The organism is Micromonospora sp. NPDC005806 (genome assembly GCF_042871425.1).
Lineage (GTDB): Bacteria > Actinomycetota > Actinomycetes > Mycobacteriales > Micromonosporaceae > Micromonospora.
Window position 1 is genome coordinate 102,022 of sequence record NZ_JBIAIL010000014.1, and the last position, 17,988, is coordinate 120,009.

Sequence of the window (17,988 nt, forward strand, 5' to 3'; positions counted from 1 at the left end):
TGCCGACGACTCGCCGGAGTACGGCGAAACGGACAGAAGTGTCGGGAACCGGGCGATCGGTCGGGGCGTACCGGAGAATGCGGGGGTGGCTGACCGGCTGGAGGAGTACCGGCGGAAGCGGGACGCGGCGCGTACCCCCGAGCCGGTGCCGGAGCGGGCCCCGGAGCGCAAGCGGACCAGCCGGCGCAAGCCCCGCTTCGTCATCCAGCAGCACCACGCCCGCAGCCTGCACTGGGACCTGCGGCTGGAGCACGACGGCGTGCTGGCCTCGTGGGCGGTGCCGCGTGGCCTGCCCCGCGACCCCGGGCGCAACCACCTCGCCGTGCACACCGAGGACCACCCGATGGAGTACCTCACCTTCCACGGCGAGATCCCGGCCGGCGAGTACGGCGGCGGGAAGATGACCGTCCACGACACCGGGACCTACCGCGCGGAGAAGTGGCGCGACGACGAGGTGATCGTGGTGCTCGACGGGAAGCGGACCAAGGGCCGGTACGTGCTCTTCGCCACCGGCGGCCGGGGCCGGAACTGGATGGTCCGCCGCACCGACCCCGCCCCGGGGGGTTGGACGCCGATGCCGGAGCTGGTCCGCCCGATGCACCCGACGCCCGGCGAGCGACTGCCGAAGGACGAGGCCGCCTGGGGGTACGAGCTGCGCTGGGACGGGGTACGGGCGATGGCGTACGTCTCGGGCGGCCGGCTGCGGCTGCTCGACGAGTCGGACGAGGAGATCACCGGGGCGTACCCGTGGCTGCGCGCGATGGCCGAGGAGCTGGCCCCCACCGAGACGGTGCTGGACGGGGTGCTGGTCCGGATCGACTCCGCCGGGCGGGTCAAGCCGCCCACCAAGCGGGACGGCCAGTTCCTCGCCGTGGACCTGCTCTGGCTGGAGGGCGTGATCAGCCTCGACGTGCCGTACGCGCAGCGCCGGGAACTGCTCGACAGTCTGGCGCTGAGCGGCACGCACTGGCAGACTCCGCCGTGGTTCCCGGGCGTCGGCGCGGACGCCCTGCGGACCGCCCGTGAACAGGGGCTCCCGGGAGTGGTGGCCAAGCGCCTCGACTCCCCGTACGAGCCGGGTCGGCGCAGCCGGCACTGGTTGAGCATCGACACGAGCTGAGGAACATCGTGCACCTGACGCACCTGGAATGCCCGCGCTGCGGCCGGGAGCATTCGGCGGACAAGCTGCAGAACCTCTGCGAGTGCGGCTCGCCGCTGCTGGCCCGCTACGACCTGGCCGCGGTGGCCGCGTCGGTGGCCCCCGAGCAGTTCGGCCTTCGCCCGGCCGACCTGTGGCGCTACCGGGAGCTGCTGCCGGTGGCCGATCCCCGCTTCGTGACCACGCTGGGCGAGGGCTGGACGCCGCTGCTGCGCGCCCCCGCGTACGGGCACGAGATCGGGATCCCCGACCTGATCGTGAAGGACGAGGGCCTGACCCCGACCGGGTCGTTCAAGGCCCGGGGCGCGGCCGTAGGGGTGAGCCGGGCCCGGGAGCTGGGCGTCGAGCGGATCGCCATGCCGACCAACGGCAACGCCGGGGCGGCCTGGGCGACGTACGCGGCCCGGGCCGGGATGGGCGCGACCATCGCCATGCCGCTCGACGCGCCGACCATCTGCCGGCGCGAGTGCGTGGCGGCCGGGGCCGACCTGCGGCTGGTGGACGGATTGATCAGCGACGCCGGCCGCTGGGTGGCCCGGCTGGTCGCCGAGTCGGGCGGGCGGATCTTCGACGCCGGCACGCTGCGCGAGCCGTACCGCCTGGAAGGCAAGAAGACCATGGGGTACGAGATCGTCGAGCAGCTCGGCTGGCAGGTGCCCGACGTGATCATCTATCCGACCGGCGGTGGGGTCGGGCTGATCGGCATCCACAAGGCCCTGCACGAGCTGCGCGAGCTGGGCTGGGTGGAGGACCGGCTGCCGAGGCTGGTGGCGGTGCAGTCCACCGGCTGCGCCCCGGTCGTGCGGGCGTTCGGCGCCGGGGAGTCGCGGGTCACCCCGTGGCCGGACGCGCACACCGTGGCGTTCGGGATCACCGTGCCGGCCCCGCTCGGCGATGAGTTGATCCTGACCGCGCTGCGGGAGAGCGGCGGCACAGCGATCGCGGTCGACGACGCGGAGATCCTGACCGACCTGCGGGACTTCGCCGCCCGGGAGGGGTTGCTGCTCTGCCCGGAGGGGGCGGCCTGCCTGACCGCCGCCCGGCAGCTGCGCGCCGGGGGGTGGATCCGGGCCGGCGAACGGGTGGTGGTGCTGAACACCGGCGCGGGCCTCAAGTACCCGGAGACGGTGGACGTCTCCGACGTTCCGACGGTGTGACGCGGTCCCCGAGGGCTCTGCCGCTCAGTCCGTGGTCGGGTCGGTCATCCGCCAGGCCGCGTTGATCAGGCCGATGTGCGACAGCGCCTGCGGCATGTTGCCGAGCTGCGCGCCACTGTCCAGGTCGATCTGCTCGGCGAACAGGCCCAGGTCGTTGGCGTGCCCGAGGACCCTCTCGAACAGCACCCGGGCCCGGTCCGCCTCCCCCGCCATGACCAGGCACTCCACCAGCCAGAACGAGCAGAGCACGAAGCCCGCCGGGTCGGTGCTCCAGCGCCGCACCAGGCCGTCGTCGGTGCCCAGCTCGCGCTCGACCACCTCGATGGTGGACCGCATCCGCGGGTCGGTGGCGGGCAGGAAGCCCACCACCGGCAGGAACAGCGCGGAGGCGTCCAGCTCCGCCGAGCCGAACGCGCCGGTGTACGCGCCGATCCGGTCGTGCCATCCCTCGCGCAGGACGGTCGAGCGGACCTCGTCGCGGATGGCCGCCCAGCGGCGCGGGTCGGCCCGCTCCCCGAGGCGCGGCGCCAGCGCCACCGCCTTGTCCAGGGCCAGCCAGCAGATCACCTTGGAGGACAGGTAGTGCTGCTCGGCGTCCCGGGTCTCCCACATGCCGCGGTCGGGTAGGTGCCAGGTCGACGCGACCTGTTCGGCCAGCCCGACCACCATTTCCCGCAGCTCCTCCTCGAAGGTCTCGCCGAGGTAGTCGTGCAGCCGCCAGACCGCGTCGATCACCTCGCCGGGCAGGTCGAGCTGCCGCTGCCGCCAGGCGTCGTTGCCGATCCGCACCGGCCGGCTGTCGGCGTACCCGCGCAGGTGGTCGCAGTGGTGCTCGGAGAGGTCGCGCTCCCCCTCCAGCCCGAACAGCACCGGCACCGGCTGGTCGCCGATCCGCCCGATGGACCGGGCCGCCCAGGCGAACAGGCGGGACGCCTCGTCCGGGCAGGCCGCCACCCAGAGGGCGCGCAGGGTCATCGAGAAGTCGCGCAGCCAGGAGTAGCGGTAGTCGTAGTTGCGGTCGCCGCCGATCTGCTCGGGCAGGGAGGTGGTCAGGGCCGCGGCCACCGCGCCGCTGCGGGCGTACGTCAGGCCGGTCAGCACCGTCGCGCTGTTGCGGACCTGCGTCGGATAGCAGCCGGGGTAGCGGTGGATCTTCCGGTACGCCTCCCACGCCTGCACCGTCTCGGCCAACGCGACGAGCGGGTCCAGCCGGGCCGGCGGGTCTCCGTAAACCGCGGCGTACGCGAGGTCGAAGGCGACCGTCTGGCCGGCGGCGACCTCGAAGTCGTGCGCGACCCGGTCCCGGTCGGGGTGGAGCGCCTGGCCGGTCCCACGCAGCACCAGCGCCACCGGCCCGGCGGTGGCCAGCACCGCGCCCTCCGGTTGCCCGTGCAGGTACGGGGTGAGCAGCGCGTACTCGGGTCGCGGGGCGAAGTCGAGCCGCATCCGGACCCGCCCGGAGAGCCCCTCGACCACCCGCACCAGGACGGCGGGCGAGTTCACCCCCAGCTCGTGGCCCCGGGCGCCCAGCTCGGCGGCGAGCGCGTCGGTGACCGCGACGCTCCCCTCCGGGGTGTGGTGGACGGTCCGCAGCACCAGCGTGTCCGGCCGGTACGCCCGCTCCACCCGGCTCTCGGCGAGGGGGGCGATCCGCCAGTGCCCGCCGGCCGGGTCGAGCAGGCGGGCGAAGACCGACGGGGCGTCGAACCGGTCCGGGCACCACCAGTCAACCGACCCGTCCCGCCCGACCAGGGCACCGGAGCGGCAGTCGGAGAGAAATCCGTAGTCGGAGATCGGCGGCTGGTGCACCGGCCCCGGGTACCCGGACCCGTCGCGTTCAGACCGCGCCGCTCAGGCGGTGGGCGGCTCGTCCTGACCGGCCGCCTCCGCCGCGTCGGCCTCCTCCTTGGTCCGGTGCACGGCCCCGTCCGCGTGGTCCGGCGGCCCGTAGACGGTGTAGAGGACCAGCGGGTTGGGGCCGGTGTTGACGAAGTTGTGCTTCGTGCCCGCCGGTACCACCACCAGGTCGCCGGAGACGACCTCCTTCTTCTCACCGGCCACCCGGGCCTCACCGGTGCCGCTGACGAAGGTGAGGATCTGGTCGATGTCCTCGTGGACCTCCTCGCCGATCTCCCCGCCCGGCGGGATCGTCATGATCACCAACTGGGTGTGCCGCCCGGTCCAGAGCACCCGGCGGAAGTCCGGGCTCCTCTCGGCGACCGTCGCGATCGTGAAATGCTCCATGGCGCGCACATACCCGGTGCGACCTCGGGTCACGCCGGGACTCTCGCAGATGGTGGAATTCGCCACCCGCCCCGGGTTTGGATCCCCTCCGGACGGGCATCTGCTGCCCCAAGACCGGTGCAGGCCGGGCCGGTCGAGCCAAGTCCCCGCTGTCGTACCGCCGTACGGCTGCGATGGTGGGAGACGGCCGAGCGCGGCGACGTTACGACCCAGGTCGGGCGGCGCCGTGCGCTCGTCTGGGCACCCCTTCCGCCCACCGGCACCCGGCCAGCACCAGCACCGCGGCGACACCCCACAGCACGTCCATCTCGAGACTGCCGCGCTCGGCGGGGGCCGCGTAGCGCACCCCCACGCTCAGGAAGGCCAACCCCGGCTCCGGCTCGGGCGGGCCCGACAGCCACAGCCAAACCGTCGACGGGTCGAGCGCGGCGACCCCCGCCAGGACCAGGCCGAGCACCACGGGCACCGCCCCGGACCGGTGCAGGACCACCGCGGCCAGGCCGGTCGGCAGCGCGTACGCCGGCAGCGCCCGGGTGCCGCCGTGGGCCAGGGCGAGCGCGCCGGCCAGCACGACGAGCCCGGCCAGCGCGACGGCCACGGCCGTGCGGCGACGGTCCACCGCCCGCTTCGGCAGGGCGAGCACGGCGACCGCGAGGCCGATCCCGGCCACCAACAGCCCGGACCAGCTTCGGAGCAGGTCACCGGGGTCCGGCGCCGGTTGGCCCGCCGCCGTCCAGCCGAACTGCGGCTCCCCGCCGGCGGGCAACGCCACCACGCCGAGGGCGACTGCGGCGAGGGTCAGCCCGTACCGGGTGCGCGGGGTCGGGGCGGGGGCGGTCAGGGCGTACCCGGCGGCGGCGAACCAGGCCAGGGCGTCCGCAGCGGGCAGGAGCGGCGAGTCGTACGCCCGCCCGACCAGGTGGGCGACGGCGAGCAGGCCCGCGAGCGCGGCGAGCAGGCGGTGGGGACGCACCGCGCGGTGCTGCCACAGGCCCGCCTCGACCGCCGCCCCGCGCAGGTCAGGCGACGGACCCGCTCGCCCGCACCGGCGGCGGCCGGATCGTGGAGATCGAGGCCGAGACCGAACACGCGCGTCCGGTGTGGAGCGTCAAGGTCGCCCGTGCCGGCGTCACCTACGAGGTCAAGGTCGACCGGGGCGACGGCACGGTGGTCGAGGTCGAACGGAAGCGGGCCGACGACCACGACCGGTACGACGACCACGGCGACCGCCACGGCAGCGACGACTGAGTGGCCGGTCAGCGCCGGGCCCGGGCGGATCCGTCCGGGCCCGGTGCCGTCGGCTGCGCGGTGCAGCTCCGGCCGGGCGCCTGGTTGTCGCCGGTCACCACCAGTCCTCCCGCGCCTTGGTCAGCCGAGCCGCCGGGTGTGCGCGGCGAGCAGCGCCTGCAGCCCCGCCACGTCGCTCTCCCCCATCGCCCGCTTGGGCAGCACCAGCACGGTGGCCCCGATCCGGTTGGAGGCGAGCAACACGAAGGACTTCGGCGTCTCGCTGTGGAACGGGTACTGCGTCCAGCGCACGGCGGACTCGCCCGTCGCCGAGGCGAGCTGGATGCCGTCGTCGCCAACCGCCGCGGACAGGGGTTGCGCCAGCATGGGGTTGCCGCGGACGAGTTGGCGGGCCGACCAGCGGTAGGTGAGCTTGACCGGATTCATCAGGCGGAGCAGCAGGTGGGCCACGCCGACGGCCACCAGGACGACGGCGGCGAGGCCGACGAGCGCCAGCCAGGAGTCGGACGAGGGCGGGTCACCAGCGGCCGCGATCCCGACGCCGATGACGACACCGAGCGCGTACAGGAAGGGGCGGCGCAGGTACCACGGACGCCGGACCACCCGGTGCGCTTCGGTCAGCCCGTCGAGCAGGTCGTGGGCGGTGACGGTGTATTCGATCCGGACGGGCTGCGTGGTGGCGTCGGGGGCGGCCATGGTGGGCAAGCATAGGCAGGGGCCGGCGTACGCGGTGTTCCGGCCGCCGGACGTGTGCAGAACGTGAAGCTGCGGCTACATTGAAGTATGGTGCCCGCCCTCGGGGGTCGGGCAGCCGAGCCGGTCTACCGCCCTGTGCTGGTCGGTCGCCGGGGTGAGCTGGAGGCACTGGCCCATCTCGACGGCGCCACCGCTCCGCTGCTCGCTCCGGTCATCGACGTCCACACTGTCGACGCGTGCACCGTGGACCTGCTCCGTCGGCTGCCGGCCGGGCTGCTTCCTGCCGTGGATGTCTCGGCCCTGGCGGAGACTCCGGAGAGCGAGCCGGCCCGCTGGGGCGTACCGCTGGTGCCGGTGATCGGGCTCGCGGAGAGCAACCGGCGGCTGGTGGCGCACGGGGTGGCCGCGCGGGCGTACGCCCGACGGGCGGTGGTGCGGCTGCGGACCAGTCAGGACCGGGCCGGCCCGGACGCGACGACCGGCGCGGTCGAGCGGGTGTGGCGGCTCACCCACCTGGTGCCCGAGCAGTGCGACCTGCTCATCGACGCGGGGGACGTGTGCTGCCCGGCCGACGTCCGGCTGGCCGAGCCCCGGGTCCGGCGGCTGGTCGACTGGGCCCGGCGGCACGCCTGGCGTTCGGTCACCGTGGCGGCCGGCGGAATGCCGCCGACGCTGGCCCGCGTGCCCACCGACGAGCCGGCCCGCCTCGACCGCTTCGACTGGCAGCTCTGGCAACGCCTGGCCGACCTCGACGTGGACTACGGCGACTACGGCGTCGACTCCGCCGCGCCCGGCGCGGACCCGCCGGGCGATCGGCTGCCCACGCTGCGGTACACCACGGACGGGGCATGGTGGATCTACCGCTGGTCGCGCCGCGGCGGCCGGGGCGACGAGCGTTTCGCCGATCTGTGCCGGACGCTGGTGTCGGCGCCATGGTGGCCGGCCCCCGGAGCCGGCTTCTCCTGGGGCGACCACGAGATCCTGCGCCGGGCGCGGCGCGCCGCCGGCGCCGGCTCACCGGCGAACTGGATCGCCTGGAGCACGTCGCACCACCTGGCGCACGTGCTGACCGCGCTGCGCCCACCCGAGCGGGAGCAGCGCGGCGGGCCGTGGCGCGCCGGTCAGGACGGGTCCGAACGGCGCGCCGGCCGACCGCAGCGTGGCGGGGAGTCCCGCCGCGCCGGCTGAGTCACTCCTTCTCGGTGAAGCCGAACTGGACGATCCCCTCGTCGTCGACGACCGCGTCGACGGAGGTGTCGTTGAGCAGTTCGGCAGCGTCGGCGTCGAGGAAGATCCGGGCGCCCTCGTTGTCGACCACCTGGTCGCCCTGAGCGGGCTGCGGGACCAGCTCGATGGAGAGCGAGCCGGCCTGGGTGTCGGCGGCGATGCGCAGCCCGCCGGCGTCGCCGACGTCCTGCTGCGTGGCGAGGTCGCGGATCACCAGGACGGCGTTGTCGGTCATGGTCAGCATGGCGGAACTCCTCGTGGCTGGTTCGGGATCGCGGTGGGTCGACGCGGCGCACGCGGCCGGGTACGCACCCAGGAAGGCGAATCGGGATTCGCCGTGCAAACCAGGGCAGGTAGCACGCCCTCACGGCCAACGGTGCCCCGTGGCCGGGCATCCGTCAAATAGAGCCGAGTCAGTCGACACCGGAGCCGACGAACCCAGTCCCGAACGGATGACCTGCGGTTTCCCGCATCTGATCCGGGGTAACCAGGGATGCTTCGGAAATAGTTTTCGTCATGGAGTCTTCTCTGGAAGAAAGCTCCATGGCAGCATCGACGCATGCATCGTCGTCTCTTTCCCCGGGCGCTCGCGGTGCTGGCGCTGGTCGCCACCGCGGCCACCGCCGGCGCCCCCACCGCCACGGCCGAAGCTCCCACCCCCGCGCAGACACGGCTGCACGCGACGATCGACGCGGTCCTCGCCGACTCCCGGCTGGCCGGGGCGCAGGCGGGCGTGGTCGTCGTCGACACCGCCACCGGGCAGACCCTCTACGACCGCAACGGGGACCGGCGGCTGATCCCTGCCTCGAACACCAAGCTGCTCACCTCGACGGCGGCGATGAAACTGCTCGGCCCGGGACACCGCTTCACCACCGACGTCCTCAGCGACGGGGTACGCCGGGCCGGAGTGCTCTCCGGCAACGTGTACCTGCGCGGCGGGGGCGACCCGACCATGCTGGCCGAGGACTACGACCGGCTCGCCGCCCAGGTCGCCGCCGAGGGCGTACGCATGGTGACGGGCAACCTGGTCGCCGACGACACCCGCTACGACCGGACCCGGCTGGGCCCCGACTGGACCTGGGACGACGAGTCCTACTACTACGCGGCCCAGGTGTCCGCGCTGACCGTCGCCCCGGACACCGACTACGACGCCGGCACAGTGATCGTGCGCGCCGCCCCGGGCGGCCAGGCCGGCGCGCGCCCGCTGGTCACGATGACCCCGGCCAACGGCTGGCTGCGGATCGACAACCGGGCCGAGACAGTCGCCACCGGCGAGACCACCATCTCCTTCGAGCGCGAGCACGGTGGCAACACCATCGTGGTGACCGGGCAGATCGCCGTCGGTCAGGCCCCGGAGAGCGACTGGATGACGGTCTGGGAGCCGACCGGCTACGCCGCCGACATCTTCCGGTCCGCGCTGCAACGGCACGGCGTCCGGGTCCTCGGCCGGACCGTGCTCGGCCAGGCCACCCCGGAGCAGGCGGAGACCGTCGCCCGGCACGACTCGATGCCACTGTCCGAGCTGATGGTGCCGTTCCTCAAGCTCTCCAACAACGGCCACGCCGAGGTGCTCACCAAGGAGCTGGGGCGGGTCCTCTCCGGCTCCGGCACCTGGACCGCCGGGCTCACCGCGATCAGCGAGTACGTCGGCGACTCCGGCATGGACACCGGCACGCTGCGCCAGCGTGACGGCTCCGGCCTGTCCCGGCGCAACATGATCCCGCCGGCCCAGTTCGTGTCGCTGCTGTCGACGGTCCGCGCCGAGTCCTGGTTCGACACCTGGTACGCGGCTCTGCCGGTGGCCGGCAACGCCGAACGCTTCGTCGGCGGGACGCTGCGCAGCCGGATGCGGGGTACCGCGGCGGCGAACAACGTGCACGGCAAGACCGGCAGCCTGACCGGCGTGTCCAGCCTTTCCGGCTACGCCACCGACGCCGACGGGCACCTGCTGGCGTTCTCCATCGTGCTCAACAACTATCTGACCTCGTCGGTCAAGGGGCTGGAGGACCAGATCGCGATCGCCCTGGCGTCGTACAGCGAGAACGGGACGACCACGGCGCGGCTGGCGGTGCCGACGGCGCCGGAGTCGCCCCGGGTGCCCGAGGGCCTGGAGTGCTCCTGGGTAAAGCCGATCGTGTGCTGAGCGCGCGGCCCCGGCCTCCCGGGCCGGGGCCGCGGCCACGACGGAGAAGGCGTCCCCGGGTCACCGCCCGCAGCGCGGACACGGCCGGCGGGTCCGCAGGTGGTGGCTCAGCGCGGCCACCCCCAGCCCCCAGCCCCACACCCAGTAACCGGACTCGGCCACCCAGAAGAACGCCGGCGGGTAGCGCCCGCCACCCGGGTCGAAGGTGCCGGTGGCCGTCTCGACGGCGAGCTGGGCGAGGCCAATGCCGAAGTAGCCGATCAGGCCCACCGCGAAGGCGGCCGCCGGCACCAGCAGCAGCCGGCGCGGCACCCGCCGGCCGGCCAGCAGCGGCACCCACCCCGGCCAGACCGTCCCCCAGTGGTACACCAACGCCAACGGCAGCAGCACCCCGGCGAGCAGGAAACCCACCTCGAACAGCGCGAGCGAGACGCCCTGGGTCAGCGGCACGTCACCGAAGCCCACCGCCGCCTGGGCGGCGAGCCGGACGAGGCAGCCGGCGACGGCGCACCACGCCGCCACCCCGGCCCAGCCCGGCACCGGGCCGCCCGAGGACCGCGTCCGGCCGCGCCCGCCGCAGTCACCCCGGAAGCGGCGCAGGTGGGCCAGCGCCGCCGCCTGCAGCAGCAGCGCCCCGGCCAGCGCGCCGGTCCGGCTGAGGAAACCGGCCAGGGTGAACGCCGGGCTGGGGTCGAGGATGAGGAAGCCCACCAGGTCGAGCAGGAGCAGCGCGCAGGAGAGCAGCAGCGCGGCGCAGACCGCCCAGGCCGCCCCTGCCAACACCGGCCGCCACGTGCGGGCCCGGGCCAGCCCGACGCCGACCACCCCCGCGGCGGCGCAGAGCGCCACCGACCACCAGCCGGTGACCACCACCAGGTCGGTGCCGAGCGGCCCGAACGACGGCGCCTCGACCACCAGCCAGCCGGCCCGCAGCGTCCCGTAACCGACCGCCCAGGCCACCACCGCGTACAGCAGCCAGGCGGGACGGCTCCGGGCGGGTCGGACAGCGGCCGGCGGCGGCAGCAGCAGTCGCGTCATGTGCCCACCATGCCGGCGCCGGACGTACGGTCGCTCCCGAGCGGGAGTGGACCGGATCCCCCGGACGGGGGACGGGCTCAGCCGGAGGCCTGGCGCAGCTTGGCGGCCGTACGGCGCGGGTCGTAATCCGGGCCGACACCCTGGATGATGATCGCCGAGCCCGGCAGGTGCCGCAGGCGCAGCGGCAGGATCTCCTGGTACGCCGGGGAGGCGTACCAGCCACGGGCATGCTCCACGTCCGGGAACTCGATGATCACGACGGTGCCCGGCCACTCCCCCTCGATCACCTCCGGCGTGCCGCCGTGCACCCGGAACCGCCCCTGATAGGGGTCGAGGGTCGCCTGGATCCGGTCGATGTACTCGACGATGTCGTCGTTGTTCTTGGTGGTGTGCAGGTGCGCGAGCGCGAACGCCGGCATGGTCCCTCCCCGGTGACGTGCGCCGACTCCGCGACGCAGGGCCTGGCACCGAGTCTGCCCGCAACCCGCAGCCGAGTCGATCACCCGGTACACAAGGGACGGGATCAGGCCCGTTCCAGCACCACCACCGGGATCTCCCGGTCCGTCCTCGTCTGGTACCCGTCGTACGCCGGCCAGGCGGCCGTCATGGTGCGCCACATCCGCGGCTTCTCCTCCGGCCTCGCCGTCCGCGCCCGGACGGTGAACTTCTCCGACCCGACCTGCACCTGCGCCTCCGGGTCGGCGAGCAGGTTGAGGTACCAGGCGGGATGCTGCGGGGCGCCACCCTGGGAGCCCACCACCAGGTAGGCGTCGCCGTCCCGGCCGTAGATCAGCGCGGTGCGCCGCAACTGGCCGGAGCGCCGGCCCCGGGTGGTCAGCAGCAGCGTGAAGACGCCGGGCCGCCACTCGTGGCCTTCCGCGCCGTCGGTCTCCACGTACCGCCGGATGTGCTCGGCGACCCACCCCTCCGGGCTGTCCAGCACCTGCTCGCTCGCCGTCATCGGTCCCTCCCGGGTCGTCCGGCCGTCGCGCCCACGCTACTCCCGGCCCGGCGGCGGCACCGGACGAACGACGGTCAGCGCAGCGCGACCGACTGGAGGCTGACGTTGCCGCAGTCCCCCAGGTTCCGCTCCACCGTCCAGCTCACCAGCAGCTTCGCACCCCGGGGCGCACGGAACCGGATGGTGAACTCGGCGGTGCGCTCGGTGTGCGGATCCTCCAGCCGTTGGGTGCTGGTCGGGCCGCCGCTGGAGAGCCACAGGTCGAGGCGGGCCCGGGCCATCCAGACGCCGGCATAGAGGCGTACCGTGCGCAGCTGGCCGTCGGCGGCCACCGAGAGGGTGAACCCGTTGCCCGTGCCGCAGGTGTAGACCCCGGACATGGTGCCGCTGGCCGCGCCGACCGGCTCGCCGTCGTGCCAGCTGTACGCCTCCGGGTTGTTGTCGTAGCTGGTACGCCGGCCCCGGCCGCCCTCGTCGCGGATCGCGCCGGAGCCCTGCCGCTTGTGGACCGACCGACCCGCGTCGAGCAATCCCCAGTGGACCCAGTCGACCGGGCCGGCCGCGCTCAGGTCGACCCGCGCCGGCGCGTCCGCCTGGCCGACCGTCAGGGCTGGCTCGACGGCCGGGGTGGACGGCGACGGGGTGGGTGACGGCGACGGTGGGCGCTGCCGGGGCCGCAGCCCGGGGGTGACGACCCCGCCGTCGGCGCCGGGCGCGCCCGGGGACGGCACGGCGGGCCGGGCGGCGGGCGGGGCGGGCAGCACGCCGCTCTCCTCCCGACGCGGCGTCGTGCGCTGCTCGGCGCCCAGGTACGCGGCCACGGCGGCCAGGCACGCAAGCGCGGCCAGCGCCTCCAGCAGCCAGCGGCGGCGTTGCCGGGCCCGCGCCATGCGGCGCAGCGCCAACCGCGTCCGCGCATACGGGTACGACGTCCGGCAGCCCATCGGACCGTGGTCCTGCCCCACCTGACCTCCGCTCCCGCCTGCCCCGACCGCCGGGACAGGCGGGGCGCGACCCGGCCTCAGGTTTCCATGATGGGCGGCGATGCGCCATATGTCGGCAGGGGAAGTTTCCCCTTTGTGGTCAGACGGTATCGGTGCGTCTCAGCCGACCGCCACCGCCTCCAGCGTCACGCCGTCGTTCTCGCCGCCGACGACGGTCAGCGCCCGCCAGGTGATCAGCAGCTGGGCGCCGCGGGGCGCGCGGAACTGGATGACGTACTCGAAGAACCGGTCGCCGGCGGCGAGGGGCACCTCGCGGACGGCCGGGTCGCCGCCGGTGGAGAGCCGGACGTCGAGGCGGGCGCCCGCCGAGAAGGCGCCGACGAAGAGCCGGACGGTCCGCAGGTCGCCGCTGCCGGCCACGTTCACCGTGAAGCTCTTCCCGACGCCGCGCTGGAACACCCCGGACCGGATCGCGTCCTGCCGGGCGACGGGGGTGCCGTCGGTCCAGGCGAAGGAGGAGGCGCTGGCCCGGTGCTCGAGCCGGTCGCCGCCCGGGTCGCGGATCTCACCGGTGCTGGTCTGCTTGCGCTGGGCGCTGTTGCCGCCGCTGCCGCCCCAGTGGATCCAGTCGCGGACGCCGAGCGTGGTCAGGTCCACCCGCGTCGGGCTCTGCTCCTGGTCCAGGCTGAGCAGCGGCCCACCGGGGAAGGCCGGGTTCCCGGTGACCGGCACGATGGTGGGCGGTGGCGCCGCCGGGGACGACGGGGAGACGGCGGTGGTGGGCAGCGCCGCGGGCACGGTCGGCCCGCCGCCGGAGCCGGGCTCCCGGCCGACGTACGCCAGCACCGGCACCACCACCGACGCGGCCAGCGCGGCCGCGGCCAGCAGCACCCGGCGGCGACGGCGTCGCGCCCGGGCCGCGCCGACCCGGGTGACCGGCCCGTCGGGGGTGCCGCCGACGGCCACGCGTACCTTCGCCGCGGCCGGACCGACCAGCCCGGCGAGCCGGGCGCCGACCCCCTTGCGGGAGGAGTGCCGGGCCGGCGCGGCCGGGATCGGACCGGGTCCGGCGACCGGCGGTGCGGGGAGCGAGTCCCCCGGATGCACGCCCGGGAGGTGCGCCGGCGGCTCGGCGGTGGCCGTCGGATCGGCGTGGTCGGGGAACGTGGCGACGTCGGGGGCCGGTGTGGACGGATCGTCCGGGTCGCTGGGCAGTCGGCGTGGCACGCTCTGCGGCTGCCGCCCCGGCGCCGACTCGCCCGGTACGGCGGGCAGCCATCGCCCGACCCGGATACCGGTCTGGGTGAGTTCGTCCTCAGCCACCGACCCCTCCCTCGGCCACCGGCGTCGGCGGTCACCCGCGGTGGCCGCCGCAGGGAGGATGACATACGTCCCGATCTTCGAGAAGCTGCCGGACGGAGCCATTTATCCGACAGTTGCGGCCGCTCACCGCCGCTCGCGCCGGCTCAGCCCGCGGTCGGGGTGCCAGCTCTCGATCAGCAGGTGGTCCGGCGGGTCACCGACCCGGGTCAGCACCACCTCGGTCAGCTCGATCCGGAACCGGTGCGAGCCGTCCTCGCCCGGCGGTTCCTCATGCGCCACTCCGGCAATCTTCGCGTCCCCGCCCCACCCGGCCGGGTCGTCCTCGGGGGCGTCCTCAGTCGGGCAGTGCAGCGCCACGCGCGGGTCCCGCCGCAGGTCGAGCGCCTTGACCGCGCCCGCCATGCTGCCCAGCCGGAGCTGCCCGTCGTCGGAGAAGTCGAACTCCGTGCCGCTGATCCGCGGCGAGCCGTCCCGCCGCAGGGTCGCCATCGTGCCGTGCTTGCGGACGGTGAAGCGGGCGCGCACGCGCGCCGCGAAGTCGGGTTCGGATGCCTTCAGGTCGGACCACCATGCCATGGCCCCCAGCCTGGCAGGAAAACCTGACAACCTACGGCGTCTTTTGCGGCGCGGGTCAGCGGATCTCGAAGCCCAACGCCTGGGCCAGCACGATCGCCTGCTCGGCGTCGACGATCGCGCCGGCCCGCTCCACCGCCGTCGGGTCCAGCGCGGTCAGGTCGCTGCCGCGCAGGTCGGCCCGGACCAGCTTGGCGGCGTGCAGCTGGGCGCCGGAGAGGTCGACGCCGGTGACGGTCGCGCCGGTCAGGTCCGCCCCGGTCAGGTTGACCTCGCGCATGCGCGCGTCGGTGACGCGCACCCCGCGCAGGTCGGCGCCCGGCATGGCGACGAACGACCAGTCGCCGCCGTCGATCCGCAGCGGGCGCAGGTCACACTGGTCGAAGCTGCTGCCGACCAGCTTGCAGCCGGTGAACTCGGCCTCGAAGAGGTTGCACCGCTTGAAGACGCAGCGGGTGAAGGCCGAGTCGATGTGCCGGGAGGCGTTGAAGGCCACGTTGCCGAAGACGCACTCGGTGAAGACAGCCCCCTGGCTGACCGCCTCGGTGAGGTCGACGTGGAAGAACTCGCAGCGGACGAAGTGCCGGTCGACCAACTCCTCGGCGTACCAGTCCTGGTGGCGGTAGGTGACGTCCTCGATGGTCTCCGGCATGCCGCCGAGGTTAGTGGGGGCGGCGGACACTTCCCGGTACGCCTACTGGGCGGTAGCGTCGGCGCCGTGAGCCTCGCAGTGAGCATCGACCCCGCAGACATCGGCTTCGACCCCGCCCGGCTGGCCCGGATCGACGAGCATTTCGGCAGGTACGTCAACGACGGCCGGCTCGCCGGCTGGCAGATCGTGGTGACCCGGCGGGGCGAGGTCGCCCACTCCTCGACGTACGGGCTGCGGGACCGGGAGGCCGGCGTGCCGGTCGAGGCGGACACCCTGTGGCGCATCTACTCGATGACCAAGCCGATCACCTCGGTCGCCGCGATGATGCTCTGGGAGGAGGGCCGGTTCGAGCTGAACGACCCGATCAGCCGCTGGCTGCCGGAGTTCGCCGACGTCCGGGTCTACGACAAGGGCTCGGTGCTCAAGCCGCACACGGTGCCGGCGGTCGAGCCGGTCCGGGTCTGGCACCTGCTCACCCACACCGCCGGCCTCACGTACGGCTTCGCGCAGACCACGGTGGTCGACGGCCTGTACCGGAAGGCGGGCTTCGACCTGGGCGTGCCGCCGGGCGCGGACCTGGCCGCGACCTCAGCCGGGCTGGCGAAGTTGCCGCTGCTCTTCCAGCCGGGCACGAGCTGGAACTACGGCGTCTCCACCGACGTGCTGGGCCGACTGGTCGAGGTGGTCTCCGGGCAGAGCCTGGACGCCTTCTTCACCGAGCGGATCCTGCGCCCGCTCGGCATGACCGACACCCGGTGGTGGGTCGACGAGCCGGACGCCAAGCGGCTGGCCGCGCTCTACACCCCGCACCCGGCGACCGGCCAGACGGTCCGCGCCGACTCCATCGGCCGGGCCGCGCTGACCGAGCCGAGCTGGTTCTCCGGCGGCGGCGGGCTGGTCTCCACCGCCGCCGACTACCACCGGTTCACCCAGTTCCTGCTGCGCGGCGGTGAGCTGGACGGGGTCCGCCTACTGGGGCCCCGGACGGTGCGGTTCATGACCCGCAACCACCTGCCGGGCAACCGGGACCTGGCCTCGTTCTCCCCGGAGGGGTTCGCCGAGACGATCCTCGACGGCATCGGCTTCGGCCTGGGCTTCGCCGTGGTGCTGGACCCGGTGCCGTCGCGGGTGCCGAGCAGCGTGGGCGAGTACTACTGGGGCGGCCTGGCCAGCACCGCGTTCTGGGTGGACCCGGTGGAGGAGGTCACCGCCCTGCTGTTCACCCAGCTGATGCCGTCGAGCACGTACCCGCTGCGCTCGCAGCTGCGCCAGCTGGTCTACTCCGCGCTGATCGACTGACTGGTCGGAGGTGCCGTCGCGGGTGGTCCAGTTCCGCCAGGATCGTCGGATCGACGATCTTGCGGACTGGACGCTGGTCGATGCCCGCAACGGCGGCTGACCCGCTTTCGCCGGAGTGGCGTGATCCGCGTAACGGCACCGGCCGCCGTGCCGAGTCCCTAGCCTGGGGGAGGCGGGCAGTCGGGCGGGAGGTGGTCAGCCATGAGCAACATCGTCGTGTTCGGCGCCGGTGGCACCGCGGGCTCGCGGATCACCGACGAGGCGGTGAACCGGGGGCACCGGGTGACCGCGGCGGTGCGCCGCCCGGAGGCGACCAGCTACCTGTCGTCCAGCGTGCGTACGGTCACCGGCGACGCCACCTCTGAGCGCAGCGTACGCCAGCTGGCGGAGGACGCAGATGTGCTGGTGGTGGCCATCGGCGGCGGCGAGCGGGAACTGTGGCCGGACGCCGCGCGGACGCTGGTCGACACCCTGCGCGGGCTGCCGGACCCGCCCCGGGTGATCCACGTGGGCGGCGGGGCGACGCTGCTGACGCCGAAGGGCACGCCGTACCTGGACGAGCCGGACTTCCCCGAGGAGTACCGGGACTCGGCCGAGGGCCAGGCCGCGGCGCTGGACATCTACCGCTCGGCCGACGGGGTGACCTGGACGTACGTCTCGCCGCCGCCGCTGGAGTTCCACCCCGGCGAGCGCACCGGCCACTACCGGACCGGCACCGACCACCCGGTGACCGACGCGCAGGGCCGGTCGGTGCTCACCTACGAGGACCTGGCGGTGGCGATCCTCGACGAGATCGAGAATCCGCAGTTCCGCAACGCGCGCTTCACCGCGGCGTACTGAGCAGGTCAGTCGGCCAGCCGGGCGGGGAAGCCGCCGGTGGCGATCGGACCCCAGCTCTCGATGGTGACCCGGATCAGCGACTTGCCCTGCTTCACCATGGCCTCCCGGTACTCGTCCCAGTCCGGGTGCTCGCCGGAGATGCTGCGGAAGTACTCCACCAGCGGCTCGAGCGCCTCGGGCAGGTCGAGCACCTCGGCCGTGCCGTCCACCTGGACCCAGGGCCCGTTCCAGTCCTCGGACAGCACACACGCGGAGACCCGGGGGTCGCGGCGGATGTTGGCCGCCTTGGCCCGCTCCGGATAGGTCGAGATCACCAGCCGACCCTCGGCGTCGACGCCGCAGGAGACCGGGGAGGACTGCGGCCGGCCGTCGGCGCGGGTGGTCATCAGCAGGACCTTGTGCCGGGGGCGGAGGAACTCGATCAGGGCGTCCCGGTCGACCCGGGTGTTGGTCGCGATGCTGCGTGCCATGTCTCGGTTCTATC

20 protein-coding genes are annotated in these 17,988 nt (G+C 74.0%); 7 read left to right on the top strand and 13 right to left on the bottom strand.

Features of this window, described 5'->3' with window-relative positions; genetic code table 11:
• Positions 1-85 precede the first annotated feature (85 nt).
• Positions 86-1,120, top strand: a complete 1,035-nt coding sequence (locus ACFYOS_RS17120) for a DNA polymerase ligase N-terminal domain-containing protein (RefSeq protein ID WP_387141830.1) — start codon at positions 86-88, stop codon at positions 1,118-1,120.
• Between the two features lie 8 nt (positions 1,121-1,128).
• A complete protein-coding gene (locus ACFYOS_RS17125) occupies positions 1,129-2,316 on the top strand; it encodes a threonine synthase (protein ID WP_387141833.1) in 1,188 nt (395 codons plus the stop codon).
• Positions 2,317-2,340: 24 nt separating this feature from the next.
• Here ACFYOS_RS17125 and ACFYOS_RS17130 read toward each other — a convergent pair whose 3' ends face one another.
• The 3 genes from ACFYOS_RS17130 to ACFYOS_RS17140 form a co-directional block, all read right to left on the bottom strand.
• Positions 2,341-4,125 carry a glycoside hydrolase family 15 protein gene (locus tag ACFYOS_RS17130; RefSeq protein ID WP_387141836.1) on the bottom strand — a complete coding sequence of 595 codons (1,785 nt, stop codon included), beginning with the start codon at positions 4,123-4,125 and terminating at the stop codon, positions 2,341-2,343.
• Between the two features lie 42 nt (positions 4,126-4,167).
• The gene (locus tag ACFYOS_RS17135) at positions 4,168-4,560 is read right to left on the bottom strand and encodes a cupin domain-containing protein (RefSeq protein WP_387142038.1); all 393 of its coding nucleotides are present in this window, start codon (positions 4,558-4,560) and stop codon (positions 4,168-4,170) included.
• Between the two features lie 202 nt (positions 4,561-4,762).
• Positions 4,763-5,533, bottom strand: a complete 771-nt coding sequence (locus ACFYOS_RS17140; protein ID WP_387141839.1) for a hypothetical protein — start codon at positions 5,531-5,533, stop codon at positions 4,763-4,765.
• 89 nt (positions 5,534-5,622) lie between these two features.
• On the opposite strand from ACFYOS_RS17140, the gene ACFYOS_RS17145 reads away from it, so the two are divergent.
• Positions 5,623-5,808 (top strand): hypothetical protein, encoded by a 186-nt coding sequence (locus ACFYOS_RS17145; protein WP_387141842.1) that lies wholly within the window; start codon positions 5,623-5,625, stop codon positions 5,806-5,808.
• A 120-nt stretch (positions 5,809-5,928) separates the two neighbouring features.
• Here the strand turns inward: ACFYOS_RS17145 and ACFYOS_RS17150 are convergent, their stop codons facing one another.
• Entirely contained in the window at positions 5,929-6,504 is a 576-nt protein-coding gene (locus ACFYOS_RS17150) for a YcxB family protein (protein WP_387141845.1), read from the bottom strand.
• A gap of 87 nt (positions 6,505-6,591) precedes the next feature.
• Here ACFYOS_RS17150 and ACFYOS_RS17155 point away from each other — a divergent pair, with 87 nt between their 5' ends.
• Positions 6,592-7,692, top strand: coding sequence for a beta family protein (locus ACFYOS_RS17155; RefSeq protein WP_387141848.1), 1,101 nt, complete (start codon positions 6,592-6,594; stop codon positions 7,690-7,692).
• Position 7,693: 1 nt separating this feature from the next.
• Here the strand turns inward: ACFYOS_RS17155 and ACFYOS_RS17160 are convergent, their stop codons facing one another.
• Positions 7,694-7,975: a HesB/IscA family protein gene (locus ACFYOS_RS17160; RefSeq protein WP_387141851.1), complete on the bottom strand. Its 282-nt coding sequence runs from the start codon at positions 7,973-7,975 to the stop codon at positions 7,694-7,696.
• Between the two features lie 315 nt (positions 7,976-8,290).
• Between ACFYOS_RS17160 and dacB the strand changes: the two genes are divergently transcribed.
• Positions 8,291-9,874: a D-alanyl-D-alanine carboxypeptidase/D-alanyl-D-alanine-endopeptidase gene (dacB, locus tag ACFYOS_RS17165; protein ID WP_387141854.1), complete on the top strand. Its 1,584-nt coding sequence runs from the start codon at positions 8,291-8,293 to the stop codon at positions 9,872-9,874.
• Between the two features lie 60 nt (positions 9,875-9,934).
• Here the strand turns inward: dacB and ACFYOS_RS17170 are convergent, their stop codons facing one another.
• From ACFYOS_RS17170 to ACFYOS_RS17200, 7 genes are all read right to left on the bottom strand, one after another.
• Positions 9,935-10,912, bottom strand: a complete 978-nt coding sequence (locus ACFYOS_RS17170) for a hypothetical protein (RefSeq protein ID WP_387141856.1) — start codon at positions 10,910-10,912, stop codon at positions 9,935-9,937.
• 77 nt (positions 10,913-10,989) lie between these two features.
• Positions 10,990-11,331, bottom strand: a complete 342-nt coding sequence (locus ACFYOS_RS17175) for a DUF1330 domain-containing protein (protein ID WP_387141860.1) — start codon at positions 11,329-11,331, stop codon at positions 10,990-10,992.
• A gap of 104 nt (positions 11,332-11,435) precedes the next feature.
• Positions 11,436-11,873 carry a nitroreductase family deazaflavin-dependent oxidoreductase gene (locus ACFYOS_RS17180; protein ID WP_387141863.1) on the bottom strand — a complete coding sequence of 146 codons (438 nt, stop codon included), beginning with the start codon at positions 11,871-11,873 and terminating at the stop codon, positions 11,436-11,438.
• Positions 11,874-11,947: 74 nt separating this feature from the next.
• The gene (locus ACFYOS_RS17185) at positions 11,948-12,838 is read right to left on the bottom strand and encodes a hypothetical protein (protein WP_387141865.1); all 891 of its coding nucleotides are present in this window, start codon (positions 12,836-12,838) and stop codon (positions 11,948-11,950) included.
• 138 nt (positions 12,839-12,976) lie between these two features.
• Complete coding sequence (locus tag ACFYOS_RS17190) at positions 12,977-14,140, bottom strand: hypothetical protein (RefSeq protein ID WP_387141868.1); 1,164 nt, start codon at positions 14,138-14,140, stop codon at positions 12,977-12,979.
• A 123-nt stretch (positions 14,141-14,263) separates the two neighbouring features.
• Positions 14,264-14,716 carry a pyridoxamine 5'-phosphate oxidase family protein gene (locus tag ACFYOS_RS17195; RefSeq protein WP_387141871.1) on the bottom strand — a complete coding sequence of 151 codons (453 nt, stop codon included), beginning with the start codon at positions 14,714-14,716 and terminating at the stop codon, positions 14,264-14,266.
• Between the two features lie 55 nt (positions 14,717-14,771).
• Positions 14,772-15,365 (bottom strand): pentapeptide repeat-containing protein, encoded by a 594-nt coding sequence (locus tag ACFYOS_RS17200; protein WP_387141874.1) that lies wholly within the window; start codon positions 15,363-15,365, stop codon positions 14,772-14,774.
• 66 nt (positions 15,366-15,431) lie between these two features.
• Here ACFYOS_RS17200 and ACFYOS_RS17205 point away from each other — a divergent pair, with 66 nt between their 5' ends.
• Together ACFYOS_RS17205 and ACFYOS_RS17210 are read left to right on the top strand one after the other, a co-directional pair.
• Positions 15,432-16,664, top strand: a complete 1,233-nt coding sequence (locus ACFYOS_RS17205) for a serine hydrolase domain-containing protein (protein WP_387141877.1) — start codon at positions 15,432-15,434, stop codon at positions 16,662-16,664.
• A 201-nt stretch (positions 16,665-16,865) separates the two neighbouring features.
• Positions 16,866-17,504 carry an NAD(P)-dependent oxidoreductase gene (locus ACFYOS_RS17210; RefSeq protein WP_387141879.1) on the top strand — a complete coding sequence of 213 codons (639 nt, stop codon included), beginning with the start codon at positions 16,866-16,868 and terminating at the stop codon, positions 17,502-17,504.
• Between the two features lie 5 nt (positions 17,505-17,509).
• Here the strand turns inward: ACFYOS_RS17210 and ACFYOS_RS17215 are convergent, their stop codons facing one another.
• Positions 17,510-17,974: a PPOX class F420-dependent oxidoreductase gene (locus ACFYOS_RS17215; protein WP_387141882.1), complete on the bottom strand. Its 465-nt coding sequence runs from the start codon at positions 17,972-17,974 to the stop codon at positions 17,510-17,512.
• Positions 17,975-17,988 lie beyond the last annotated feature (14 nt).